We start from the raw sequence: 24,759 nt of genomic DNA, 5'->3' as shown, positions 1-24,759 counted from the left end.
CCTACATATTTTGGAATATCCCCTCGGAGGAACACCCGGATGACGATCAAGATCGGCGACAAGATCCCCTCGGCCAAGCTCATGCAGGCCACGGCCGATGGTCCGCTGGAGGTTTCCACCGATGACCTCTTCGCCGGCAAGACCGTCGTCCTCTTCGGCGTGCCCGGCGCCTTCACGCCGACCTGCTCGGCCAAGCACCTGCCGGGCTTCGTGACCCATGCCGCCGAGCTGAAGGCCAAGGGCGTGGACACGGTCGCCTGCATCTCGGTGAACGACGTCTTCGTGATGGGCGCCTGGCGCAAGGACCAGTCGATCGGCGAGGAGGTCGTGATGCTGGCCGATGGCAGCGCCGCCTTCACCAAGGCGATGGGCCTGGAATTCGACCTGACGGCGCGTGGCCTGGGCGTGCGCAGCCAGCGCTTTGCCCTGGTGGCGAAGAACGGCGTGGTAACGCATGTGGCCGTGGAAGCCGCCGGCGCCTTCGAAGTGAGCAAGGCCGAAGCCGTCCTCGCCGCGCTCTGAGCCTGGCTTAGAAGTCCCGGGAAACGCCGGCCGCCTCGCGCGGCCGGCGTTTTTCGTCTCTAGAGCTTTTTCCGTTCGGACAGACTCACTTCAAAAGCTCTAACCTATTGTTTTCCGAGTATCTTCACCCGATCAGGTGAAGCAGCCTGACCGGGATCTGCTCTACCGGTTCGCCCGCGCGACGACCGCCTCGAACAGCACCTGGCAGCCGGCCTCGGCCTCCTCGGGCAGGATGCTCTCGGCCTCGTTGTGGCTGAGGCCGTCCTTGCAGGGGGTGAAGATCATCGCCGTCGGGATCAGCCGCGCCACATAGACCGCGTCATGCCCCGCGCCCGAGATGATCTCGCGCGCCGGATAGCCCAGCCGCTTCGCCGCCTGACGCACCAGGTCCACGCATTCCGCGTCGAAGGGCTGGGCGGGGATGACGAAGAGCTCCTTCAGTTCCAGCGCGCAGCCGCCCTCCTCCACCAGGGCCTTGGCCTCGGCGGGGAAGGACTTCGCGATGGCGTCGATCTGCGCGCCGTCCGGGTGGCGGAACTCGATGCTGAAGCGCACCTCGCCGGGCACCACGTTGCAGCTGTTGGGGAAGACCTGGAGGCGGCCGACCGTGCCGCGGCCGTCATCGCCGCGCGCGCGCATCATCTCGTCCACCTTGGCGATCACGCGGGCGGCGGCGACCAGCGCGTCCTTGCGCGTCGAGGGCGGCGTGGTGCCGGCATGGGCGTCCTGGCCGGTGATGACGGCGTCGTACCAGACCTGCGCCTGCGCGCCGGTGACGATGCCGATCTGCTTGCCCTCGCGCTCCAGGAAGGGGCCCTGCTCGATGTGCAGCTCGAAATAGGCATCGGCCGGGAAGGGCTTCGCCGCGTGCGCGCCCTTGTAGCCGATGGAGTCCAGCGCCTCGCCGACGCTCACGCCGTCGAGATCCTTCAGGCCATAGACCTTGTCCTGCTCATAGACGCCGGCCCAGACGCCGCTGCCCATGAGGGAGTGGCCGAAGCGGCTGCCCTCCTCGTCGGTCCAGTTCACCAGCTCGATCGGCGCCTCGGTCTGGATGTTGAGGTCGTTGAGCGTGCGCATGACCTCGAGGCCCGCGATCACGCCCAGTGCGCCGTCGAACTTGCCGCCGGTCGGCTGGCTGTCCAGATGGCTGCCGAGAAGCACGGGCTTGCGCGTCGGGTCGCGCCCCTCGCGGCGGCAGAACATATTGCCGATGGAGTCCACGCGGACGGTGAGGCCGATGGCCTCGCACCATTCGGTGAAGCGCCGGCGGCCGGCCTTGTCGACCTCGGTCAGCGTCAGGCGCTTCACGCCGCCCTTGGGCGTCGCGCCGATCTCGGCCATGGCCATGAGGGCGTCCCAGAGACGGGCGCCGTTGATCTTCTGGTTCGTGCTGCTGCTCATGCCGCGAGCTTAGGCGAGGATCGGAAAAGACGAAATCGGCTTGGGCCGGTCTACGGCCGCGGCACGCCCCTCCTCACGGCAGATCGAAGCGCACCGCGATGGCGGCGGAGGCGATCACCGCCCGGTCGTGGCGTCCTTCCTCCGGCACGTCCAGCCCGCCCTTCACCGCCTTGGCCGTGACGACGCCATAGGGCAGGGATTTGCGCACCGCCTCGATATCCACCTGGTCGGGCCGCTGCACGCCGATGGTCACCTCCACCTGCATCTTGTGGATGTCGAGGCCCAGGGTGCGGATGAAGGACAGCGAGGAATGATGCAGCGCGTCCTGGACCGCGCGCAGCGCCGCCTTGGTGTAGTCCCCGCCATGCAGGTCGTTGCCGGTCCCCATCTCGAGGATGATTCGCTTCAAGGCCATCTTCGCGCCCTCCCTTAGATGTCGAGGCGCACGATGGCGCAGCAATTGGCGATGACGGTCGATCCCGTGCCTTCGTCATTGGGAATCTCGAGCCCGCCCTCGACGACGGTCACCGTGCCCGTGCCGTGCGGCAGGATGGCCAGCACCTCGGCCTTGTCGACCAGCTCGGGCTTCGGCACCCCGATCAGCACCTCGACCTCCATGGCATCGACCGGCTGGCCGACGACGGCGCCGAGGGTGAGCGTGTTGTGCCACAGCGCGTCGCGCAGGGCGCGCACGGCCGCCTTGGTGTAATCCGCGCCGCGAATATCGGTGCCCATGCCGATTTCGAGCACCATGCGTTCAAACGCCATCATCGCTTCCTTGGACGCTGCCTCATTCCGCCCGAAGACGGCGGAGGCGGACGGTAGGACCTCGCGACGCCCCCTGTCCACGCCCGCCCGGGCGCGACACCGCCGCGGCCCCTCCCTCAGACCAGGGAGCGCGCCATCCCCGCCGTCCGCAGGGCATGCGACAGGAACAGTTGCGGGATCGCGTGATGCAGGTCCGTCCGCGCCGCGAGCGAGCGGCCATGATGCTTCAGGAAGGCGTCGGTGAAATGCACCCACATATAGTCCGGCACGCCCGCCGGATGGCCGAAGCTCACGCTGCGCGTCTCGGCCCCGTCATCGGCCGGAACACCCGGATGCTCCCCGGCATAAAGATCGCAGGGATGCACCGTGAAGCCCCAATAGGAGCGGATCACCAGGTCCGAGGCCGAGTTGAACCAGGCCCGCAGGTCGGTCTTGAACTTGCCCTCGCCGGCCGGAAAGTAGCAGTCGAAGATGAAGACGGCCTTCAGCAGCCCGGCGAGACGCGACGTCGTGACATTGCGCAGGACCTTGGCCAGGAACTCCCCGCCCTGGCTGAAGCCCGCCAGGGCGACGGAGCGGACGCCCCGCCCCACGAGGAAGGGGTTGCCGGCCCGCAGCCGCGCGTCGATCTCCTGCACCATCGAGGCGATGCCATTGGCGCTGACCAGGAATTCCGAGGGGCGGCCCGCCTCGCCGATCAGAAAGCACATGACCGCCGTCGACCGGGCCTGCTCGATGCCCGCGAGCAGCGAGGTCGCGCCGTTCCGGCTCAGATAACCCTCCACGACCGCCTTCGGCGTGGCGGCGTTGTGCTTCGGCGGCTTGAAATAGACGATGTAGTCGCCCGCGGTCGGCAAGGCGCGGCTGGGAACATAGGTCGCGATGAGAGGGTGGCCGCTTCGATGCTCGAAGAAGCGGAGCCTCGAGGGCTCGACGGCCACGTCGACCGGCCGGAGGAAGTCGTCGCTGTCGCGCGCGCGCGGCGGCGCCACCCCATTCCCCGGGCCCACCTTCGCCGGGCGGGGAAAGGCCTGAAGGGGATCGTCCTCGATCCGGTTGACGGCCTGGACCGGATCGAAGGCCGCGCCCGGCCCGACCACTTCCCGCAGCTGCGGCGCCAGGATCTCGAAGGCGACGACCGGGCCCGCGCGGGTGCTCACGCGGCGCACGAGGTCGTTCAGCGCGAGAACGGTGGGCAAAGGCGATGTCGGCAGGATCGAAAAGCCGATCTCGGTGTCGAAATAATCCTGCCCCGACAGCTTCAGCACGAAGCTCGCACCGATGAGGGACAGGGAAACGCGCGCCTGGAAGCCGGTCCCCGCCCTGGTCAGCGGGATGGCCTCGGCATCGGGGAGCGTGCGCCGCAGCGTCGGGGGCTTGGCGTGATGCGGCGTGGCATCGCCGGCCAAGGCCACGGTGAAGACGATGGTGACGTCCATCCAGGCCCTCCTTGCCCCCGAGGGGCGTGTCGGTCAGCGCTGGTGGGAGGGAGGCATCGTCGCGAGAGTCGGAAGGCTGGAGGTTGTTCGAGCGGAGAACAGCTTCATGTCTTTTCCCTCGCCAATTCCTGGCGAGGGCGATCCTAGCTGGCTCCGCTCGTTACATGCAAACGCATAAGATACCGGCGGCGAACCGCCGGCATTTTCCTACTTCGGCTGAAGCAGCAGCGCGAACTCCGGGATATAGGTCGTGAGCATCAGCACCACGAGCATCACCAGGATCTGCGGCCAGATCGCCCGCGAGATCCGCGCGAGCGACAGGCCGCTGATCGCCATGCCCACGAAGAGGCAATAGCCGATCGGCGGCGCCGCCATGCCGATGGCGACGTTCGTCACGATGATCGCGCCGAAATGCACCGGGTCCACGCCGAAGCGCGTCGCGATGGCGATCAGCATCGGCCCGAGCACGACCATGATGGCGATCTCGTCCATCACCGCCGCCAGCAGGAAGAAGGCGAGGTTCAGCGAGGCCAGGGCCAGCCACTTGTCGCGCAGGTTGTCCGCCATCCAGGCCGCGAAATCGACGGCGATCCGCTCCTGCGCGACCAGCACGCCGAAGCCCACCGACACCGCGATGATGGAGGTCACCATCGCGCTGGTCCGCGCCGAGCGGATGAAGAGTTCGGGCATCTGCCGCAGATCGAGCGTGCCGGTCAGCACGCCCACGACCAGCGCGTAGACGCAGGACATGGCGGCCGCCTCGGTCGGCGTGAAGACGCCGCCATAGATGCCGCCCAGCACGAAGACCGGCGAGAGCAGCGCCCATTTGCCGTCGCGGATGGCGCGGCCCACCTGTGACCAGCTCGCCGGTGCCATTTTCGGCACGTTGTTGCGGCGCGCATGGAGCCAGCAGACGAAGATGAGGCCCACCACGATCGACAGGCCCGGGATCACGCCCGAGAGGAAGAGCCGCCCGATCGACTGCTCCGCCACGATGCCCCAGATGACGAAGGCGATGGAGGGCGGGATCAGCGGCCCCAGCACGCCGGCCGAGACGGCGATGGAGGCCGCGAAGGCCTTGTCGTAGCCGGCCTTCACCATGGCCGGGATCATGATCCCGCCGATGGCCGCCGTCGTGGCCGGCGCCGAGCCGGAAATGGCGGCGAAGACCGTGGCGGCCAGCACCGTCACGATGGCGAGGCCGCCCGTGCGGTGGCCCACCAGGGTCGAGGCGACCTCGACCAGCCGCTGCGAGAGCTTGCCCGCGGTCATGATCTCGCCCGCCAGCATGAAGAGCGGGATGGCCAGCAGGCTGAAGGACTGCGAGCCGGCGATGATCTGCTGCGCGAGGAAGGCCGGCTCCATGTCGCCGGAGATCACCGAGCCCAGCGTCACGAGGCCGATGGAGATGGCGAAGGGGATGGCGCAGATGACCAGGAGCGCGAAGCCGCCGGTCAGAAGAAGTGTCACGCTCATGCTTCGGCCATATCAATGGGCGGCGGGGGAGGCAGGATGATCCGGCCCAGGGCGAAAAGGCAGACGAGCGCGCCGGCGATCGGCGCCATGCCGTTCAGCAGCTCGATCGGATATTCCACCGCGGCCGAGGTGCTGCCGCCGGTGAAGTCCATGAAGCGAAGGCCGGCCCAGAAGATCGCGCCGCCCAGAACCGCCGTCAGGAGGTTGACGACCACCTCCCAGGCCGCCGCGGCGCGCGACGGCAGGAAGTCGGTCAGCAGGGAAAGGCGCACGTGGAACCCTTCCCGCACGCCCAAGGCGAGGCCGCCCATGGTCGCCCAGGAGAAGGCCAGCAGCGCCAGCTCCTCGGACCATGGCGGCGGGCTCGAGAAGACATACCGCATCACCACCTGCAGGAAGATGAGCGCGAGCATGACGAAGGTCGCCAGGATCAGGCTCCACCGCAGGAGCGCGGCGAGCGCCCCCAGGCCCGCCGCGATCGGCTTCATCTCAGCGCGACGCCGCGAGCGCCTGGCGGACGACGTCCGCCCCGATCGCGCCGCGGAAGGATTCGTACATCGGCATCACGGCCGTGCGGAACTCGGCCGTGTCGTTGACCTGGTTCACCGTCATGCCCTTGCCGCGCAGGGATTCGACGATCTGGCGCGCGAAGGTGATCGACATCTCGCGCTGGCGCACCGTCGCCGCCTGGCCGGCCGCGCGCACCGCGTCGCGCAGATCGGCCGGGAGGCGCTCCAGGTTACGCTTGCTCATGAGCAGCGCGTTCATCGAATAGACGTGGTTGGTCAGCGAGAGATACTTGGTCACCTCGTTGTAGCGATTGGCGTCGATGACCGCGAGCGGGATCTCCAGGCCGTCGATCGTGCCCTGCTGGACGGCGGTGAAGGTCTCGCCCCAGGCCATCGGCACGGCCGTGCCGCCGAGCGCGTTGTACATGCCCACGAAGATCGGGCTCTGGATCACGCGGAACTTCACGCCGCGCACATCCGCCGGGCGGGCGATCGGGCGGACGTTGTTGATCATCTGGCGGAAGCCGCCCTCGGTATAGCCGAGGTTCACCACGCCGCGCGTCTCGAGGCGCGCCGCGAGGGTGCGGCCCATCTCGCCGTCCAGGCCGCGCTGCGCCGCCGCTTCGTCCGCGAAGAGGAAGGGCATGTCGTTGATTTGGAAGGCCGGCTCGATCTGCGAAATCACGGCATTGGTGATCACGGCGACATCGACCGTGCCCAGGCGCAGGCCGTCGAGCATCGGGCGCTCGTCGCCCAGCGCGCGGTTGGGGAAGAGCTGCACGTCGAGGCGGTTGTTGGTGAGCTTCTCCACCTCTTCCTTGAAGCAGCGCGCCGCATTGGCATAGGGATCCTGCGGACCCTCGCTGGTCGTCCAGCCCACGCGGATGATGGGGCGGGCCTGGGCGTTCGAGCGCCCGATGATGGCGAAGCTGGCGCCAGCCGCCAGCAGGGCACGGCGATGAGTGCGAAGCATGGATCTATTTCCCGACCGAGTGACGTTGCGGGCGACCTAAAGGGCCGGTGCGGTGCCGTCAAATCCAAACAGGGAGGCAGAGGGCGCGGCGGAGGCCCTCAGGGCCCCTGGTCCAGCCCCTCGCGCAGCGCCCGCCCCTCCGCGCCCGCCGGGTCGATCAGCCCCTCGCGCAGGAAGAGATCGATGAGCACGAGGTTCACGTTGAACTTCACCTCCTCCGTCTCGCGCACGAAGTCCAGCAGCCGCGCGGCGGGCCAGAGCTCGAATCGTTCCACCTCGTCGTCATTGGGTGTGGGGACGAAGCTCTCGGGGATCTCCAGGTCGAAGACGTGCAGCACGTCGCGCCGCAGGCCCTCGTCATTGGAGAGAATGTAGGAGAGCCGCCCCGTCCTGCGCGCCATCGCCGCCAGCTCCGGCGGCAGCGAGGCCTCCTCGCCCGCCTCCTTCAGCAGCGTCTCCTCCGGACCCAGACCGGCCGGGATGCCGCCGGCGACCAGGTTGTCCACCAGCCCCGGCGCCACCGCCTTGTCCCTGGCGCGGATGCCGATCCAGACGTGCAGCCCATCGGCGCGGCGCACCAGCCCGTTGAGATGCACGCCCTGGCCGATCACGCCGAATTGCGGAATCGCGCCGCGGTCCAGCGTGCCGAGCACGGGGCCGTCGGCCTCCGCGCGGATGTCGAAGAGCTCGCCGCGAATCCGTCCGAAGCCCTGCTTGGCCAGTTCGCGCGTGGTCGCCGCCAGTGCGTCGCTGCGCATCCCCGGCGTGCGCAGCCGGCCCGCCATCGAGACGCCGCGCCCCTCGAAGTGGAAGTCGCGCGGGAAGAAGGTGAGCGCGCGGGCCAGCTCCGCCGAGACCCAGCCGACCTGCTCCGCCCCGAAATGGAAGGGCAGCAGGTGGTTGGGCGAGGGCGTGTTGTTGCAGGCGTCGATGTGGCGGAAGAGGGGCTTGCTCATGCGCGGCCTTCTACCACACCCTTGATTCAGCGATATAATTGCCTGCGCATGCAAGGCATTCCGGCCCTATTGTCCGGCCGGCGGCTGGGCTAGCAGGCGATGCGGGTCGGATACGGGAATCTTCCTGCATCGCCCGCGTTGAAGACCTGGATCACACAATGTCAGCCCTTCGCGCGCTTCGGATTCTCGCTTTCGCTCTCGCCGTTTCCGCCGGCTCGGCCTCGGCCATGGCCGCCTGCACCGACGCCCAGGCCGAAGCCAAGATGACCGAGCTCACCAACCTCCTCGGCCCACTGATGACGCGCAACCCGACCCTGACCGGCACCATCGCCACCGAGATGCAGACCCTGATGCTGCAGCCCACCACGGACGAGACCTGCAAGACCTATGACCGCCTGATCGCCAGCGCCCGCGCCGGCCGCTGAGGCAGCAGGCCCTCCGGGCGCGAAGGCGCCTGGAGGGCCGACGCGGAAGACGCCCGTTCCCAAAAGCCCCATCGCGCGCCACATGGGGACCATGAGCGCGCAACCGTCCCGACACCGCCAGGCCCTCCTGGCCATCCTCCCCTATCTCTGGCCCCGCGGGGAGTTCGAGCTGAAGGCGCGCGTGGTGCTGGCCGTGATCTGCCTGATCGCGGCCAAGGCGGCCAATGTGCTGGTCCCCATCGCCTATGCCCGCGCCGTGGACGCGCTGACGCCCAAGGCCGGCGCCGCCGCCATTGTCGCGATCCCCATCGCGCTCGTCCTGGGCTATGGGCTGCTGCGCCTCACCGCCGCCGTGCTGAACGAGCTGCGCAACGCCGTCTTCGCCAAGGTCCAAGCCCGCGCCGGACGCCGCGTGGCGCTCGAGGTCTTCCGCCACCTGCACAGCCTCTCCATGCGCTACCACATGGACCGCTCCACGGGCGGGCTCTCGCGCGTCATCGAGCGGGGGACACGGGGCATCGCCACGGCGCTGAACTTCCTGCTCTTCAACATCATCCCCACCATCCTCGAGATCATCCTCGTGGCGGTGATCCTGTGGTGGATGTTCGCCGTCTCCTTCGCGGTGACGGTGCTGCTGACGATCGGCGGCTACGTGACCTTCACGCTGCTCTTCACCAATTGGCGCATCGCCTTCCGCCGCACCATGAACGAGACCGACCAGGAGGCGAACACCAAGGCGGTGGACAGCCTGCTCAACTACGAGACGGTGAAGTACTTCAGCAACGAGGAGCACGAGGCCCGGCGCTACGACGAGAGCCTGAGCCGCTACGAGCGCGCCTATGCCCGTTCCGAAGTCTCGCTCAACGCGCTCAACGCCGGCCAGGCCCTCATCATGTCGCTGGGGCTGACGACGGTGATGCTGCTGGCCGGAGGCGGCATCACGAACGGCACCATGACGGTCGGCGACTTCGTCATGGTGAACGCCTATCTGATCCAGCTCTATCTGCCGCTGAACTTCCTCGGCTTCGCCTATCGCGAGATCAAGCAGGGCCTGACCGACATGGAGGAGATGTTCCATCTGCTCGACGTCCCGCAGGAGATCGCGGATGCGCCCGGCGCGCCGGCCCTGGCCGTCGGCGCCGGCGCCATCGCCTTCCGCGACGTGCATTTCGCCTATCGCCCCGACCGCGAGATCCTGAAGGGCGTAAGCTTCGAGGTGCCGCCGGGCCGGATGCTGGCCATCGTCGGCCCCACGGGCGCGGGGAAATCCACCCTCTCGCGCCTGCTCTTCCGCTTCTACGACACGACCGGCGGCGCCGTGCTGGTGGACGACCAGGACGTGCGCGCCGTGACGCAGGACAGCCTGCGCCGCGCCATCGGCGTGGTCCCGCAGGACACCGTGCTGTTCAACGACACCATCCGCTACAACATCGCCTATGGCCGCCCCGGCGCGACCGACGCGGAGGTGGAGCAGGCCGCCCGCCTCGCCCAGGTGCACGACTTCGTGCTGAAGCTGCCCGAGGGCTACCGGACGCGGGTGGGCGAGCGCGGCCTCAAGCTCTCCGGCGGCGAGAAGCAGCGCGTGGCCATCGCGCGCACCATCCTGAAGGACCCGCGCATCCTCATCCTCGACGAGGCCACCAGCGCGCTGGACACCCGCACCGAGCAGGAGATCCAGGCTGCCCTGCGCGACGTCTCGCGCGGGCGCACCACCCTGGTCATCGCGCACCGGCTCTCCACCGTGGTCGAGGCGGACGAGATCATCGTGCTGGAGGATGGGCGCATCGCCGAGCGCGGGACGCATGGCGGGTTGATCGCCCAGGACGGGCTCTATGCCGAGATGTGGCGCCGCCAGTCCGAGGCGGTGGCGGCCGCCGAGGCGGCGGCCCTCGCCCAGGCGCAGGCCGAGTTCGGGACCGGGACCAGCGCGCGGGCGGCCGGAGAAATGACAAAGCTGTAATTCGAAGGTGGTTTTATCCCCCGAAGCGTCTCCGGGGCTTTCCCCGGAAATGTTTCCGTCCCATTTCCCGACGTGACTGGAGAGACATTCATGGATGACGAAGCCCCCGAGGATCTGAGCCACGCCGGCTCGGTCGTGGACAAGGCCATCGAATACATGCTCGAGCAGCAGATCGCCCCCGTCTCGGCCGCCTCGGCCCTGCTGGGCGGCGCGCTGGGCCTGCTCGCGCGCAACATGGACGACCGCGCCATCGCCGGCGTGCTGCGCCAGGCCCTGGCCAGCGTCGAGGCGGGCGAGCTGCGGCAATTGCCCACGCTGCCGAAGCGCTGACCCTCGACGCGCCGACTTGACTCACCCGCGCGGCTGTCGCATACGCCGCGCTCCATTTTCCACCCGCCGCGGGTCCTCCGTGTGCGACCTGATTGCAGGATCAACCATCATGGCTCGCCGCTGCGGCATCACTGGCAAGGGCGTTCAGTCCGGCAACAACGTCAGCCACGCGAACAATCGTACGCGTCGCCGCTTCCTGCCCAACCTGCAGGAAACCTCGTTCTTCTCGGACATCCTCGCGACCTCGATCCAGATCCGTCTGACCACGAACGGCATCCGCACGATCGAGCACAATGGCGGCCTGGACGCGTTCCTGCTGACCACGCCCTCGCGCAACCTGCCGCCCGAGGCCCTGATCCTGAAGCGCCGCGTCACGCGCGCCCAGGCGAAGAAGGCCGCCGCCGCGGCCGCCTGATCCGCCGCGGGCCATCCGGCCCGCCCAGCGAATCCTTTCTCGAAGCGGGTCCGGTTCAGCTGAACCGGGCCCGTTTTGGTGTTTGCGGTTAGCCGCGCGTTAACCTTTCGGCCGCATCCTCCGGGCATGACCCTGGATGCCCTGCATGCCTTCCTGATCGTCCTGTCGCTGTGCGGCGCCCTGGCCGCCCTGGCCTCCTCCTCGCGCGCCGCGCGGCTGTCGACCCAGCTCGTCACCCAGCGCGGCCTGGCCGAGGGCCGGGCCCGGAGCTTCGCCCTCGTCGCCCACGACATGCACGGAATCGGCCTCGCCTTGCTCGGCCGCGCCCAGCATCTGGGGCGCGAGATGGGCCCCGAATTCGAAAGCCAGGCCTTCGAGGGCGAGGCCCGGCTGCTCCTGGCGCTGGCCGATGCCGCCGCCGAGGAGGGCGCCAGCGCGGCCCTGGCGCGCAACCTCGTGGAAGAGCGCTTTCCCCTCGGCCCCGTGCTGCACGAGGCCGTGGCGCTCGCCGAAGCCCAGCTCGGGCCCGGTTCCCGTCATTGGCGCATCACGCCGGGGCTGGAGCGGCTGAGCATCACGGCCGACCGGCGCGCTTTGCGCGGCGCCCTGGTCCAGGTGCTCGGCCGCGCCGCCCGCGCGACCCTGCAAGGCGACTTCATCGACATCCGCGCCGATCTCCGCCCGCACGCGGCCTCCATCATCGTCGAGGATGAAGGGCTCGGCGTCGCGATCGAGGACCTTTCCCCGGCGGGCAATGACGGCACGACGGAGCGCACCCGGGGGCTGGGCTATGGCCTGTCGCTGGCGCGCTCGCTGCTGCGGGCCCACGGCGGCGAGCTGGTGATCGAGGCGGCGCCGGGCGTCGGCGCCCGCGCCTTCCTCTCGCTGCCGCCCGAGCGTGTCGGCGCGCTGGATCAGGCGATCGCGTAGAGCAGCAGCAGGGTCCGCTGAAAGGGATTCTGGTTGTCGTCGGAGATGAGCGCGACCAGGGTCCGCCCGCCATGCCGCACAGTGGCGACACCCTCCCAGTTCTCGGCCGGCGCGTCCGGCGGCAGTTCCAGCCAGGTTTCGGCCGTCAGCGGCGCGGCACCCGCGAGCGCGGCGGCGGGCAGGTGGGCGAGTCGCGCGGAAAAGCCGCCGAAGAGCGAGAACCGGCGCTCCAGCATCAGCGCCCCGCCCTGCGGAAGGGCGGCCGCGTCGGTGGGTTCCAGGCCCGGAGCGGGGCGGTATTCGGTGCGCTGCCAGATGGGGCGCGCGCCCTGGAAGGTGCCGATCCAGGCGGCCCGGCTCTCGGGATCGCTGCCCGCCAGCCCCTCGGCGACGGCGAGGAGGCGCCCGTCGGCCAGCAGGGTCAGCGCTTCCAGCCCGCCGTTGCGTGGCGCGGCCTCGAGGCCGGGGGGCGCGTCGAAGGGTTGGGACGGGCCGGCCAGGTCGCGGTAGCGCAGGATGCGGTGCGTGCGCTCCATGCCCACCAGCCAGTCGCCATTGGGCAGGCGGGCCAGGCTCTCCGCATCGGCCTGGGTGCCCTGCGCGAAGGGCGTGCCCCGGCCATCGCGCAGCGGGCCGAAGCTGGCCTCGCCCAGGCCGGCGAGCCGGCCGGACTCGAGTCGCAGCGGCGCGCGCCACCAGCGCCCGCGGTCGCAGATCGCCGTCAAAGTGAGGTCGGGGGCGAGGTTCAGCCCCGACAGCCCGCCGAAGCCCCAGCTGGAGGTGTCGAGCTCCAGCCCGCCGAGGGGCAGCAGCCGGCCGCTGCGCGGCATGGGCAGGTGGAGCGGCGTCGTGGCCGGGCTGGCCGCGACGGCCGAACCGACGGACAGCAGGGAAAGGCCCGCGAAGAGATGGCGGCGACGGATCAAGCCAGGATCATCCGGAGGTGCGCGGGCGGCAATGCCGGACAATCAAGGCGAAACGAGGGGCAAGGCGAAACGAGGGGCGCTGCCCCCCGCCTCAGGCGACCAGGGGCGCGCGTTCCGCCGTGGCGCGATGCCAGGCCTCGGCCGCATCCTCGTCGAAGAGCTCGGCAAGCTTCTTCATCATCGTGCCGCCCAGCTCCTCGGCATCCACGATCGTGACCGCGCGGCGGTAGTAGCGCGTCACGTCATGCCCGATGCCGATGGCGATGAGCTCCACGGCGCTGCGGCCCTCGATCTCCTTGATGACCTCGCGCAGGTGCCGCTCCAGATAGTTGCCCGGATTCACCGACAGCGTGCTGTCGTCCACCGGCGCGCCGTCGCTGATGACCATCAGGATCCGGCGATGCTCGGTGCGCGAGAGCAGGCGGCGATAGGCCCAATTCAGCGCCTCGCCGTCGATGTTCTCCTTCAGGAGACCCTCGCGCAGCATCAGCCCGATGGCCCGGCGCGAGCGCCGCATCGGCGCGTCGGCCGACTTGTAGATGATGTGCCGCAGGTCGTTCAGGCGGCCGGGATTGCGCGGCTTGCCCTCCTGCACCCACTTCTCGCGCGACTGGCCGCCCTTCCAGGCGCGGGTGGTGAAGCCGAGAATCTCGGTCTTCACCGCGCAGCGCTCCAGCGTGCGGGCGAGAATATCGGCGCACATGGCGGCCACCGTGATCGGCCGGCCGCGCATCGAGCCGGAATTGTCGATCAGCAGCGTGACGACCGTGTCGCGGAAATCGGCCTCGCGCTCGCGCTTGTAGGACAGCGAGAGCGTGGGGTTCGCGACCACGCGGGCAAGCCGCGCCACGTCGAGGATGCCCTCCTCCAGGTCGAAGTCCCAGGCGCGCTGCTGCTGCGCCATCAGGCGGCGCTGCAGACGGTTGGCGAGCTTGGAGACCACGCCCTGCAAATGCTGCAGCTGCTGGTCGAGCTGCTGGCGCAGGCGCGTCAGCTCGTCCGCGTCGCAAAGGTCCTCGGCCTCGACCACCTCGTCGAACTGCGTCGAGAAGGGCTTGTAGCGCGAGCTGTCGTCGGTCTGCGGGACTTCCTTGCGGGCCTGGGGCCCGCCGGGCTTCTCGTCGCCCTCGGCGGCGGCACCCTCTTCCTCGCTTTCCTCGGCCTCCTCATCGGCGGCCTCGCCCTCCATGGCCTCGGGCTCGGCGCCCTGCATGGATTCCTGTTCCTGCGACTGCGCCTCGCCGGCGCTGGACTGGTCCTGCTGGGAGGACTGGTCGCCGCCCTCGTCCCCCTCGTCGTCCTGGTCGGCCTCGCTCTCGATCTCGGCCTCGGCCAGGTCGAGCGCGGTCAGCAGCTTGCGCGCCGCGCGGGCATAGGCGCCCTGGTCCTCGGTCGAGGTGCTGGCCAGCTCCGACATCGCGTCGGCGGCCTTCTCGTCGAGCGTCTCGCGCCACATCTCCAGCACGCGCTGGGCGGCGGCCGGCACGGGGTCGCCGGTCAGGCGCTCGCGCGCCATCAGGGCCAGCGCCGTGTGCATCGGCAGCTGGTCCTTCCGCGTCATGCGGTCGTAGCCCTCGGCCTCGCATTCCTCGGCCAGGCGCGCGCGCAGATTGGCCGCGACGCCGGACATGTGGCGGCTGCCCACGGTCTGGACGCGCACGTCCTCCAGCGCGTCGAAGACCTCGCGGGCCTCCTTGCGGGAGGGCGAGCGGGCGGCATGGGCCGCCTCGTCATGGTGGCGCAGCTTGAGGGCGACGGCATCGGCCGCGCCGCGCAGCTTCGCCATCTCGGCGGGAGGGAGGGATCGGGTGGGCAGCGGCAGGCGGGCGCGCTTGCCGGAGACGCCGGCCGGCCCAGGCTGGAAGGCGACCTGCACCTCCGTCTGCTGGGCGATGGCGCGGACGACGCCAGCGGTTGCCCGCTTGAACTCTTCCTGCCGCGTGAGGTCCTGCTTCGACATGCATCAGCTCGTTGGATCGAGGCGGCGAAGGCGCCGCTCCACGTCAGGCATCGGGCGAGGCAGGGCGCGAGGGCCCTGCCTCCTCCGTCGTCTAGCTCGCCTTCTTGTAAAGGCCCGTCTCGATCTCGGCGTTGAAGCAGCGCTGGTAGTATTCCGCCACCGTCGAACGCTCGGCCTCGTCGCACTTGTTCAGGAAGGTCAGGCGGAAGGCGAAGCCGACATCGCCGAAGATGCGCGTGTTGTCGGCCCAGGTGATGACCGTGCGCGGCGACATGACGGTGGAGATGTCGCCGGCGATGAAGCCCGCGCGCGTCAGATCGGCGAGCGCCACCATGGCCTCGACCTGCTTCTTCATCTTCGCGTCGCCGCTGGCGCCGAGCTTGGCCAGCACGATCTCCGTCTCCTGCGCATGGGGCAGGTAGTTCAGGGTCGCGACGATGTTCCAGCGGTCCATCTGGCCCTGGTTGATCTGCTGCGTGCCGTGATAGAGGCCCGTCGTGTCGCCGAGGCCGACCGTGTTGGCCGTCGAGAAGAGGCGGAACATCGGGTGCGGGCGGATGACGCGGTTCTGATCGAGCAGCGTCAGCTTGCCCTCGACCTCGAGCACGCGCTGGATCACGAACATCACGTCCGGGCGGCCGGCGTCATACTCGTCGAAGACGAGCGCGCAGGGATGCTGGAGCGCCCAGGGGAGGATGCCCTCGCGGAACTCCGTGATCTGCTTGCCGTCCTTGAGGACGATGGCATCCTTGCCGATCAGGTCGATACGGCTGATGTGGCTGTCGAGGTTGACGCGGATGCAGGGCCAGTTGAGGCGCGCCGCGACCTGCTCGATATGCGTCGACTTGCCTGTGCCGTGATAGCCCTGGACCATCACACGACGGTTGAAGGCGAAGCCGGCGAGGATCGCGAGCGTCGTCTCCTTGTCGAAGCGATAGGAGGTGTCGAGCTCGGGGACATGCTCGGTGCGGACGGAGAAGGCCGGCACCTGCATGTCGATGTCCACGCCGAAGACCTCGCGGGCATTCACCGTGATATCAGGCATATTGACCGCCGAGGTGGGGCTCACATCGCCAAGTTGGGCCAGCTTCGTCATCACGCTTCCGCTTCGTTGCATTTGGGTGTTGAGGAGATGTTAGGGCAGCCCGCGCCGCACGGCTACCCGCCCACCGCAACCGGATTCACCCGGCATGCATCGGTTGCGCGGGCTCGGCGCGGCCCACGCGCTGGCGCAGCAGCGAATAGGCCCGGTTGATGTCCTTCAGGCGCTCTTCGGTGCTGCGGTCGCCGCCATTCGCATCCGGATGATAGCGCTTGGCGAGCTCCTTGTACCGGCTCTTGAGCGTGGCCGGGTCGAGCGGCCATTCCAGCTCCAGCAGGCCCAGGGCCGCCCGCAGCTCCGGCGGGGCCTCGTGGCGCGGCGGGGCGCGGCGCTTCTCGTGCAAAGCGGTGTCGCGCAGGATCCCCAGCGGATCGGCCATCAGGTCGGGATCGATCCGCGCGCTGCCGCCGAGGCTGCCGAGCGGCCAGGTCGGGCGCTGCCAGCCGGTGTCCGAGCGGATCGCGGTCTCGATCGCCGCCTCGCCCATGCCGCGATAGAAGTCCCAGCCGGAATTGTACTGGCGCACATGCTCCAGGCAGAACCAGAGGTATTCGCGCAAGGCGCGGTCCTTCGGCGCCCGGAACTCGCCGTGCTTTTCGCAACCCGAGGAGGCGCAGCCGCGAGGCGGCGCCTTGGGGTCGGTCTGGGGCTGGAAACTCGCGCGGCGCGCCATCCGGACTTTATGGTTGCCCGGAATGGGGTTGGCAACGTCGGCATGGCGGGCGAAAGCTGTGGACATGGATAATCGGGCCGATCGGATCCGGTCCGCGCTGGCAGCGCAATTCGCGCCGGTGCGGGTCGAGGTGGTGGATGACAGCGCCAAACACGCGGGCCATGCCGGCGCCGCGCCGGGCGGGCAGACGCATTACAGCGTCCTGCTCGTGAGCGAAATCTTCACGGGCATGAACCGCGTGGCGCGCTCGCGCGCCGTGCATGCCGCCCTGGAGGCCGAGTTCTCCGGCGGGCTGCATGCCCTGGCGCTGACGCTCCGGGCGCCATCGGAAGTCGGTTAGAGCGCGATCCGCTTGGGCGTAATCGCCGAAGCGGATCACGCTTCAGCCGCCGAGCCCCGGCTCGACCCGCACCACCGTCAGCCGACGCATCCGCCCGTCCTGGGTCGGCCAGTCGATGGACTGGCCTTGCGATAGGCCGATCAGCCCCGCCCCCACCAGCGACAGGACCGACACCCGCCCGGCCGCGATATCCGCCTCCCCGGGCAGCACGAGCTGGACGCGGCGCGTCCCCTCGGTGCCGGCCTCCTGGAACTCGACGCGCGAGCCGAGGGCGACGGTCGTGGCCGGCAGGTCCTCGGCCGGCACCAGCTCCGTGCGATCCGCCTCCTCGTGCAGCAGGCTGGCGACAAGCGGGCTGCGGCGGGCGGCGGCGTCGGCCAGCGCGACGAGCTGGAGATGTCCCTCCATGGACATCAGCAGGGGCGGGCGTTGAATCGCGTCGTGATGGGTCATCTCGAAATTTTCCTGTGACGGCCCGCGGACGCGCCGGAACGAGACGCGTCGGGGCCAGGCGCGTCGCCGCGCCGCTGAAGCCATGGGTGGTGAATGCCGTCCCGAGCGAGGTGCGCGCGTCAGGCGCGCGCGGCCCTCCCCGGGCTAGAGGCCCGCGATCAGGCGCCCCGCACGAGCGAGGCGACGTCCAAAGGTCGCGAGAGAGAAGAGCACAGGGCGAAGATGTCCCTGCGAAAGCCGGAAATCAAGATCGTCGTTCGAAAGCTCAGGCCGATGTCGGCGTCTCGGCGAGATCGCTCCATTCCGGCCACTTCTTGCGGACGACCGGGCTGTTCGTCGCATAGGCGTGGCAGGTGCCGAGCAGATGGGGCCGCTGGCGCGGCGCCCCCGCGGCTTCGGCGGCGCGCTGCGCCACCTGCTGGTCCCGGCGCATCGGCCAGACGGTCTGGAAGGCCACCGTCGCCATCTGGGCGATGACCTCGCGCAGATGGGTGCAGCCGAGCACCCCGCCCACCCGCTCGTTCACCGCGCGGTTGAAGCCCGCGCCGATGGTGAGGCCCGCGAGATGGGCGAAGCTCGGCGTCGCGCCCGGGCAGACGGCGAAGGGCGTGAAGTCCGACACGGCCTCGCAGGAGGCGATCTTCATGTCCATGTCGACCGTCATGCGGATCCACATGCCGTGCACCGGATCGCCCGGATGGACCTCGCCGCGATGCTCGGAGGGGAAGCTGTAGGTCTTGGTGTCGGTGAGATGCGCCTCGATATCGACCATCCCATCGTCGCGCGCATAGCCACGCAACGAGATGTCCCGCAGGTGCGAGAGTTTACGGGCGGAGGGGGCGGACAACGGCATCGCAACATAAGATAGTCCTTATGCCGCGATGCGCAAACCTCCGGACAAACCCGCCCTGGGAATGGCTGCCCCCCGCTGGGCGGTAGCTCTGGTGGCCGGCTCTGGCGGCCAGCCCTGGCCCGTGGTAGCCGCCTCCGGCAAATTCTCCCACAGAATCTCTAAGGGGCCGCCATGTCCGACCAGCCGATTCAGCTCCCCAACCCGCCCGCCGGCGAGCAGCTGCCGATCACCCTCAACATCCAGTTCACGAAGGATCTTTCCTTCGAGGTTCCCGGCGCGCCGGGCATCTACGCCACGCTGCGCGAGCAGCCGCGGGTGGACCTGGCGCTCGACGTCCAGGCCCGTCCGCTCCAGGAAGGCGAGAACGTCTACGAGATCGCGCTGATCATCCGCGCCGATGCGAAGACCTCGGACGGCACCCAGTGCTTCATCGCCGAGCTGACCTATTGCGGCATCTTCACGCTGAACGTGCCCGAGGAACATGTCGAGCCGGTCCTGCTGGTGGAATGCCCGCGCCTGCTCTTCCCCTTCGCCCGCAACATCCTCGCGGACGTGACTTCCGGCGGCGGATTCCCCCCGGTGATGCTCAACCCCATCGATTTCGTCCAACTGTGGCAAAATCGTCGCGGTCAGACGGCCGGCAACGCCTGACGTCCCTACAAGCCCTAGATGTCGCCGGGCCTGACCTGACGACATCTGGTGCAGGCCCATGCCATGAAATGATAGGTTGAGTTTTATCAACCTATGCACGCATAACTTGCATTCTGGTTGCCTGATCAGTTCTCCTCAGTCTGTCCTAGAGACGAGAGTTGATCAGCATGGCGCCTGTGCACCCGGCCGTTGCGTCTTCCTCCGCTCCCATCTTGCCTTTCCGGCGCGAACGCGCGCCGACGCCGCCACGACTTCATCTTTCTCCCCCGCATCTGGACGGGAGCGAGCTCGAATACCTGCGCGAAACCCTGGCTTCCGGCTGGCTCGCCCCGGCCGGCCCGATGCCGACGCGCTTCGAGGCCGCGCTGACCGGGACGATCCGGCTGCCCCACGCCCTCGCCCTCAGCTCGGGCACGGCGGCGCTGCACCTGGGCTACCGGATGCTGGGCGTGGAGCCGGGCGACGAGGTCTGGACCAGCACCCTCACCTTCGTCGCCACCGTCGCCCCCGCCGTGCAGATGGGCGCCACCCCGCGCTTCCTCGACGTCGATCCGGCGAGCTGGACGCTGGACCCGGATCTGCTGCGCGAGCAGCTCGCCGCCGCGGCCCGCCGGGGCCGGCTGCCGCGCGTCGTCGTCCCGGCCGATCTCTACGGCCAGCCCTGCGACATGGCGGCGATCCGCGCCGCCTGCGCCCATTGGGGCGTGCCGGTGCTCTCCGACAGCGCCTGCGCCCTGGGCGGGCTGCAGCACGGCCTGCCCGCCGGCCATGGCGCCGACCTCGTGGCGGTGAGCTTCAACGGCAACAAGATCGTCACGGCCGGCGGCGGCGGGGCGCTGCTCTCGGCTGACGGCGCGATGATCGCGCGCGCCCGCCACCTCGCCACCCAGGCCCGCGAGCCGGCGGCGCATTACCAGCACGAGACGACGGGCTTCAACTACGCCATGAGCTCGGTCCTCGCCGCCGTGGGCCTGGCCCAGCTGCCGAGCCTGGAGGAGCGCGTGGCGACCCGCCGCGCCATCTTCGCGCGCTATGTGGAGGCGCTGGGGCCCCTGCCCGGGCTGTCCTTCATGCCCGAGCCCGGCTGGGCGCGCGCCACGCGCTGGCTTTCGGCGATGCTGGTCGATCCGCGGCGCTTCGGCGGGGATCGCGAGGCCATCCGGCTCGCTTTGGCCGAGGAGGGAATCGAGAGCCGGCCGGTCTGGAAGCCGCTGCACCTCCAACCGGCCTTCCGGCACGCGCCCTCGGTGAGGGGCGAGGTGGCGGCGGGGCTCTTCGAGCGGGGGCTCTGCCTGCCTTCGGGCAGCGGGATGTCGGTGGCCGAGCAGTTCCGGGCCATCTCGGCGATCCGCGCGCGGCATCGCTGACGCGAGAGGCGCCTTGCGCATCCTTTACCTGCACCAGCATTTCTCCACGCCCGAGGGCGCGACCGGCACCCGCAGCCACGCCATGGCCCGCGCCCTCGCCCAGCGCGGCCATGCCGTGACCCTGGCCTGCGGCCAGTTCGCGGGGGCGGCGACGGCGCTGTCGGGCCCCTTCCGCCGGGGGCGGCGCTCCGGGCGCGTCGCGGGCTTCGAGCTGGTGGAATTCGCCATCCCCTGCGGCAATGCGATGGGTCTGGTCGCCCGGGCCAGCGCCTTCCTGCGCTATGCCGCGCGCGCCGGCGTGATGGCCGCGCGCGGCAACTGGGACCTCGTGATCGCCAGCTCCACGCCGCTGACCGTCGCCCTTCCGGCCCTGGCGGCGCGGCGGCTGCGCGGGACGCCCTTCCTATTCGAGATCCGCGACCCCTGGCCGGAGCTGCCGGCCGCGCTCGGCCTGCGCGCGCCCGGCGTCCTGCCGGCCATGGCGCGCCTGGCCGACGCGGCCTGCCGCCAGGCCTCGGCCGTGGTCGCGCTGACCGAGGGCATGGGCGCGACCGCCCTCGCCCGCGGCACGCCGGCCGCGCGGCTGCACGTCATCGGCCAGGGCTGCGACCTCGACCTCTTCGGCCCGCAGGTCGCGCCCTGGCGGCCGGAAGGGGCAGGCAGCCAGGAGATCCTGGCCGTCTATGCCGGCGCGCATGGCCGCGCGAACGGGCTGGGGCTCCTGCTGGACGCGGCGGCCCATCTGCGCGCGGCGGGGGAGCGCCGCGTGCGGCTGGTCCTGGTCGGCGAGGGCGGCGAGAAGCCGGCGCTGATGGCCGGGGCGGCGGCGCGCGGGCTGGCCAATGTCACCTTTCTCGCCCCCCTGCCCAAGCGCGAGCTGGCCCGGCTGCTCGCCGGGAGCCAGGCCGGGCTGCTCTGCCTCGCGCCCGTGCCGGAATTCGCCGAATGGACGGCGCCGAACAAGCTGATGGACTACCTCGCCGCCGGCCTGCCCGTGCTCTCCAACGTGCCGGGCGAGGCCGCGCGCCTGCTCTCGGAGGGCGCCGGCGAGACCTGCGCCGATGCGCCCGCTTTCGCCGAAGCCCTGACCCGCCTCGCCGCCCGCCCGACGCGGCGCGAGGCGATGGGCCGGGCCGCCAGGGAGCTGGCGATGCGCCGCTACGACACCCGGCTGACGACGGCGCGCTTCGTGGCCGCCGCCGAGGCCGCGGCAGCACAGGCGGGCGCATGATCCTGCTGCTCTCCGCCGCCCATCCGCCCGACGACATGCGGGTGGTCCGCAAGGAGGGCGCGGCCCTCGCCGCCGCCGGCTGGGCCGTGACGCATCTCTGCCCCGGCGCGGGCGGGCCGCTGCCGCCGGTCGCCGGCGTCGCGATCGAGACGGTCGTCGGAGGGTCGCGCCTGCGGCGGCTGCCGGCGCTCTATCGCCGGGCGGTGACGCTGCGCCCGGCCGTGATCCACGCCTCGGAGCCCGATAGCTGGGCCGTGGCCCTGCTGGCCGGGGCGCGGTGCGGCGCGCGCGTGGTGCTGGACGTGCACGAGCATTATCCCTCGCGCCTCGATTCGCGCCTGCCGGCCTGGCTGCGTCCCGTCGCGCGGGGCGCATTGCGGCTTGCCATGCGGGCGATGGGAGGGATGGCCGATGCGGTGGTCCTGGCCAAGGACGGGCTGGCCGAGGATTTTCCGGCCGGCACGCGCCTCGTCGCCGTGCGCAACCACGCCCTGGTTCCCGAGGGGCTGCCGCGCCGCGCCCATCGCGACGGGCCGGTCACCCTGCTGCACCTGGGCGCGGTCGGCGCCACGCGCGGCTGGCCGCAGCTTCTCGCCGCGATGGCGCTCGGCCCGCCGGAGACGCGGCTGCTCGTCCTCGGCCGCTTCACCGATGGCAGCGAGCCCGCCTTCCGCGCGGCGGCCGCCCAGGCCGGCCTCGCCGGGCGCATCGAGCTCGCGGGCTGGATGCCCGCCGAGGCCGCCCTGGCCCGCGGCGCGGCCGAGGCCGATGTGAACCTCATCCTCTTCCAGCCGGGCGAGGAGAACCATCGCCTCGCCCTCCCCCACAAGCTCTTCGACGGGATGGCGATCGGCCTGCCGGTCATCGCCCCGGCCTTCGCCACCGGCGTCGCCTCGATCGTGCGGAGCGCGGGCTGCGGCGTGCTGGTGGAGGCCGCCGATCCCTCCAGCATCGCCGCCGCCATCGCCGCCCTGAGCGACCGCGCGGCGCGGGTCCGCCTCGGCGAGGCCGGCTGGCGCGCGGCGCGCGGCGAATGGGGCTGGCCGGCCGAGGCGCAGCGCCTGGTCGCGCTCTATCGCGCCCTTCTGGCCGAGGGCCGGCACGCCGGCCGGAACCGAATGTTTGAGGCCGCCGTGCGAAGGACTTATAAGGCGCCGGATGGCTAAGGCCCCTTCACGCATCCTCCTGAACCTCTCGCTCGACGCGGCCCTGGCCGTCGTCGCGCTGCCGGTCGCGCTGCTCCTCGCCGGGCCTGGAAGCTGGCCCGAGGCCCCGTGGTGGGCGCTCGGCATTCCACTGGCCGCGCTCTCCATGCTCGCCCCGGCCTGGGCGCTGGGGCTGCCGCAGCAATACTGGCGCTATTCGGGCGTGCGCGACCTGCTGCAGGTGCTCGGCGCCTCCATCGGCGCGGCGGTGCTCTTCACGGCGGCGCTCTGGCTGATCGGCGCCTGGCATTCGCCCAACCACGCCTTCCCCGCGCTGCACGCCATGGCGCTGACCGGGCTGCTCGGCCTGCCGCGCCTCAATGGCCGGCTGCGCACCATCCGCCGCATCGCCGAGGAATCGGGGACGCAGCCGGTGCTGGTGGTCGGCGGGGTGGATCAGGCGGACCTGTTCATCCGCGCGCTCGAGCAGGAGCGTAAGCCCGCCTATCGCGTGCAGGGCATCCTGGCGCGGCGCTCGCGCCAGGTGGCGCGGCGCATCCAGGGCCATCCCATCCTCGGCACCATCGAGGAGACCGATTCGGTGCTGGAGACGCTCCGCAACGAGGGCCGCCTGCCCTCCCTGCTGGTGCTCGCCTCGCCCGACCTGAACGGCCATGTGCTGGAGGCGCTGCTGGACGCCGCCGACCATCATGGCGTGCCCATCCGCCGCGCGCCGCAGCCCACCGTGCTGGGCCAGGCCGCGCGCCCGCAGGACACGACCAAGATCAGCCTGCGCCCCGTCTCCATCGAGGAGCTGCTGGACCGCCCGCAGGTGCCGCTCGACCGCGAGGGCATGGCGCGGCTGGTGCAGGGCCGGCGCGTGCTGGTGACGGGCGCGGGCGGCACCATCGGCGGCGAGCTGGCGCGGCAGGTGGCGGCTCTCGGGCCGTCGGTGCTGACGCTGCTCGATCACGGCGAATACGTGCTCTACGAGATCGACCTGGAGCTGTCGGAGCGCCACCCCAATGTCGCCCGCCGCTCGGTGCTCGCCGATGTGCGCGACGAGGCGCGGATGCGCCGCCTCATGGAGGAGATCCGCCCCGAGCTGGTGTTCCACGCGGCCGCGCTGAAGCATGTGCCGATGGTGGAGAACGACCCGCTGGAGGGCCTGCTCACCAACGCGCATGGCACGCGCATCGTGGCCGATACGGCGCGGGCGGCCGGCTGCTCGCTGATGGTCTTCATCTCGACCGACAAGGCCGTGAACCCGACCAGCGTGATGGGCGCCTCCAAGCGCATGGCGGAGATGTATTGCCAGGCCCTGGACCGCGAGGCGCGGCAGACCGGCCAGGGCATGCGCTGCATCACCGTGCGCTTCGGCAATGTGCTGGGCTCGACCGGCTCCGTCGTGCCGCTGTTCCGCCGCCAGCTGGAGCGCGGCGGGCCGCTGACCGTCACCCATCCCGACATGCGCCGCTACTTCATGACGGTGCGCGAGGCGGTGGGCCTCGTGCTCCAGGCCGCCGTGGTCGGCGCCGTGGACCGCGACGACGCGCCGCCGGAGCTGCGCGAAGGCGGGATCTTCGTGCTCGACATGGGCAGCGCGGTGAAGATCGTGGACCTGGCGCGGCGCATGATCCGCCTGGCCGGGCTGCGGCCGGACGAGGATGTGGAGATCCGCTTCACCGGGCTGCGGCCGGGCGAGAAGCTCTTCGAGGAAATGTTCCACGGCCAGGAGCCGCCGCGGCCGACGCAATTCCCCGGCCTGCTGGTGGCGACGCCCCGCACGGCCGATGCCGCGCTGGTGGCCCGCGCCCTGGACGAGATCGCGACGGCGGCGCGCGGCGGCCATGGACGGCTGGCCTTGGCGCAGCTGTCGCGGCTGGTGCCGGAATTCGACCACCAGGATGCGGCGACGGTGGCCCAGAAGGGCGGGGCCTGAGGGGTCCAA

General features: G+C 70.4%; 26 protein-coding genes. 12 read left to right on the top strand and 14 right to left on the bottom strand.

All coding sequences use genetic code 11. From position 1 onward, the window contains the following. Window positions 1–39 precede the first annotated feature (39 nt). On the top strand, window positions 40–522 hold the full coding sequence (locus ACO057_RS09855) for a peroxiredoxin (RefSeq protein WP_421991124.1): 483 nt from the start codon (window positions 40–42) through the stop codon (window positions 520–522). Window positions 523–684: 162 nt separating this feature from the next. Here the strand turns inward: ACO057_RS09855 and ACO057_RS09850 are convergent, their stop codons facing one another. The 8 genes from ACO057_RS09850 to ACO057_RS09815 form a co-directional block, all read right to left on the bottom strand. Then, a complete protein-coding gene (locus ACO057_RS09850) occupies window positions 685–1,926 on the bottom strand; it encodes a Zn-dependent hydrolase (protein WP_421991122.1) in 1,242 nt (413 codons plus the stop codon). 73 nt (window positions 1,927–1,999) lie between these two features. Continuing rightward, window positions 2,000–2,341 carry a Lin0512 family protein gene (locus ACO057_RS09845; RefSeq protein WP_421991120.1) on the bottom strand — a complete coding sequence of 114 codons (342 nt, stop codon included), beginning with the start codon at window positions 2,339–2,341 and terminating at the stop codon, window positions 2,000–2,002. Between the two features lie 14 nt (window positions 2,342–2,355). Beyond that, entirely contained in the window at window positions 2,356–2,694 is a 339-nt protein-coding gene (locus ACO057_RS09840) for a Lin0512 family protein (protein WP_421991118.1), read from the bottom strand. Between the two features lie 116 nt (window positions 2,695–2,810). After that, entirely contained in the window at window positions 2,811–4,133 is a 1,323-nt protein-coding gene (locus tag ACO057_RS09835) for a hypothetical protein (RefSeq protein WP_421991116.1), read from the bottom strand. 207 nt (window positions 4,134–4,340) lie between these two features. Then, the gene (locus tag ACO057_RS09830) at window positions 4,341–5,609 is read right to left on the bottom strand and encodes a TRAP transporter large permease (RefSeq protein WP_421991114.1); all 1,269 of its coding nucleotides are present in this window, start codon (window positions 5,607–5,609) and stop codon (window positions 4,341–4,343) included. Next, on the bottom strand, window positions 5,606–6,097 hold the full coding sequence (locus ACO057_RS09825) for a TRAP transporter small permease (RefSeq protein WP_421991112.1): 492 nt from the start codon (window positions 6,095–6,097) through the stop codon (window positions 5,606–5,608). The genes ACO057_RS09830 and ACO057_RS09825 overlap by 4 nt, the downstream gene beginning before the upstream one ends. A 1-nt stretch (window position 6,098) precedes the next feature. After that, window positions 6,099–7,091 carry a TRAP transporter substrate-binding protein gene (locus ACO057_RS09820; RefSeq protein WP_421991110.1) on the bottom strand — a complete coding sequence of 331 codons (993 nt, stop codon included), beginning with the start codon at window positions 7,089–7,091 and terminating at the stop codon, window positions 6,099–6,101. A 98-nt stretch (window positions 7,092–7,189) separates the two neighbouring features. Then, a complete protein-coding gene (locus ACO057_RS09815) occupies window positions 7,190–8,047 on the bottom strand; it encodes a DUF4743 domain-containing protein (protein WP_421991108.1) in 858 nt (285 codons plus the stop codon). A 158-nt stretch (window positions 8,048–8,205) separates the two neighbouring features. On the opposite strand from ACO057_RS09815, the gene ACO057_RS09810 reads away from it, so the two are divergent. The 5 genes from ACO057_RS09810 (at window position 8,206) to ACO057_RS09790 (ending at window position 12,107) form a co-directional block, all read left to right on the top strand. Further along, window positions 8,206–8,472 (top strand): hypothetical protein, encoded by a 267-nt coding sequence (locus ACO057_RS09810; protein ID WP_421991106.1) that lies wholly within the window; start codon window positions 8,206–8,208, stop codon window positions 8,470–8,472. 91 nt (window positions 8,473–8,563) lie between these two features. Further along, window positions 8,564–10,432: an ABCB family ABC transporter ATP-binding protein/permease gene (locus tag ACO057_RS09805; RefSeq protein ID WP_421991104.1), complete on the top strand. Its 1,869-nt coding sequence runs from the start codon at window positions 8,564–8,566 to the stop codon at window positions 10,430–10,432. Window positions 10,433–10,522: 90 nt separating this feature from the next. Beyond that, complete coding sequence (locus ACO057_RS09800) at window positions 10,523–10,762, top strand: hypothetical protein (RefSeq protein ID WP_421991102.1); 240 nt, start codon at window positions 10,523–10,525, stop codon at window positions 10,760–10,762. 109 nt (window positions 10,763–10,871) lie between these two features. Further along, on the top strand, window positions 10,872–11,177 hold the full coding sequence (gene rpmB / locus ACO057_RS09795; RefSeq protein ID WP_421991100.1) for a 50S ribosomal protein L28: 306 nt from the start codon (window positions 10,872–10,874) through the stop codon (window positions 11,175–11,177). Window positions 11,178–11,303: 126 nt separating this feature from the next. Continuing rightward, entirely contained in the window at window positions 11,304–12,107 is an 804-nt protein-coding gene (locus tag ACO057_RS09790) for a sensor histidine kinase (protein ID WP_421991098.1), read from the top strand. On the opposite strand, the gene ACO057_RS09785 is transcribed toward ACO057_RS09790, so the two are convergent. From ACO057_RS09785 to ACO057_RS09770, 4 genes are all read right to left on the bottom strand, one after another. After that, window positions 12,092–13,033: an esterase-like activity of phytase family protein gene (locus tag ACO057_RS09785; protein WP_421991096.1), complete on the bottom strand. Its 942-nt coding sequence runs from the start codon at window positions 13,031–13,033 to the stop codon at window positions 12,092–12,094. The genes ACO057_RS09790 and ACO057_RS09785 overlap by 16 nt on opposite strands. 91 nt (window positions 13,034–13,124) lie before the next feature. Next, window positions 13,125–14,993, bottom strand: a complete 1,869-nt coding sequence (gene cobT, locus ACO057_RS09780) for a cobaltochelatase subunit CobT (protein ID WP_421991094.1) — start codon at window positions 14,991–14,993, stop codon at window positions 13,125–13,127. A gap of 91 nt (window positions 14,994–15,084) precedes the next feature. Continuing rightward, window positions 15,085–16,089, bottom strand: coding sequence for a cobaltochelatase subunit CobS (gene cobS, locus ACO057_RS09775; RefSeq protein ID WP_421991092.1), 1,005 nt, complete (start codon window positions 16,087–16,089; stop codon window positions 15,085–15,087). Between the two features lie 85 nt (window positions 16,090–16,174). Beyond that, window positions 16,175–16,768, bottom strand: coding sequence for a J domain-containing protein (locus ACO057_RS09770; RefSeq protein WP_421991090.1), 594 nt, complete (start codon window positions 16,766–16,768; stop codon window positions 16,175–16,177). A gap of 64 nt (window positions 16,769–16,832) precedes the next feature. On the opposite strand from ACO057_RS09770, the gene ACO057_RS09765 reads away from it, so the two are divergent. Further along, window positions 16,833–17,108, top strand: coding sequence for a BolA family protein (locus ACO057_RS09765; RefSeq protein WP_421991088.1), 276 nt, complete (start codon window positions 16,833–16,835; stop codon window positions 17,106–17,108). Between the two features lie 42 nt (window positions 17,109–17,150). On the opposite strand, the gene rnk is transcribed toward ACO057_RS09765, so the two are convergent. Then, window positions 17,151–17,561 carry a nucleoside diphosphate kinase regulator gene (rnk, locus tag ACO057_RS09760; RefSeq protein WP_421991086.1) on the bottom strand — a complete coding sequence of 137 codons (411 nt, stop codon included), beginning with the start codon at window positions 17,559–17,561 and terminating at the stop codon, window positions 17,151–17,153. A gap of 265 nt (window positions 17,562–17,826) precedes the next feature. Then, entirely contained in the window at window positions 17,827–18,414 is a 588-nt protein-coding gene (locus tag ACO057_RS09755; RefSeq protein ID WP_421991084.1) for a DUF2889 domain-containing protein, read from the bottom strand. A gap of 171 nt (window positions 18,415–18,585) precedes the next feature. Here ACO057_RS09755 and secB point away from each other — a divergent pair, with 171 nt between their 5' ends. The 5 genes from secB to ACO057_RS09730 all read left to right on the top strand — a co-directional run bounded on the left by secB (window position 18,586) and on the right by ACO057_RS09730 (window position 24,750). Continuing rightward, the gene (secB, locus tag ACO057_RS09750; RefSeq protein WP_421991082.1) at window positions 18,586–19,065 is read left to right on the top strand and encodes a protein-export chaperone SecB; all 480 of its coding nucleotides are present in this window, start codon (window positions 18,586–18,588) and stop codon (window positions 19,063–19,065) included. A gap of 167 nt (window positions 19,066–19,232) precedes the next feature. Further along, window positions 19,233–20,432: an aminotransferase class I/II-fold pyridoxal phosphate-dependent enzyme gene (locus ACO057_RS09745; RefSeq protein ID WP_421991080.1), complete on the top strand. Its 1,200-nt coding sequence runs from the start codon at window positions 19,233–19,235 to the stop codon at window positions 20,430–20,432. 13 nt (window positions 20,433–20,445) lie between these two features. After that, on the top strand, window positions 20,446–21,663 hold the full coding sequence (locus ACO057_RS09740; protein ID WP_421991078.1) for a glycosyltransferase family 4 protein: 1,218 nt from the start codon (window positions 20,446–20,448) through the stop codon (window positions 21,661–21,663). Then, entirely contained in the window at window positions 21,660–22,829 is a 1,170-nt protein-coding gene (locus ACO057_RS09735; protein ID WP_421991076.1) for a glycosyltransferase, read from the top strand. Before ACO057_RS09740 ends, ACO057_RS09735 begins: the two co-directional genes overlap by 4 nt. Then, window positions 22,822–24,750: a polysaccharide biosynthesis protein gene (locus ACO057_RS09730; RefSeq protein ID WP_421991074.1), complete on the top strand. Its 1,929-nt coding sequence runs from the start codon at window positions 22,822–22,824 to the stop codon at window positions 24,748–24,750. The genes ACO057_RS09735 and ACO057_RS09730 overlap by 8 nt, the downstream gene beginning before the upstream one ends. The last annotated feature ends 9 nt before the right edge of the window (window positions 24,751–24,759 follow it).

It is taken from the genome of Roseococcus sp., from assembly GCF_965227005.1.
Lineage (GTDB): Bacteria > Pseudomonadota > Alphaproteobacteria > Acetobacterales > Acetobacteraceae > Roseococcus.
Note: the sequence above shows the minus strand (reverse complement) of the source record. Positions and strands in the feature narration are given on the sequence as shown.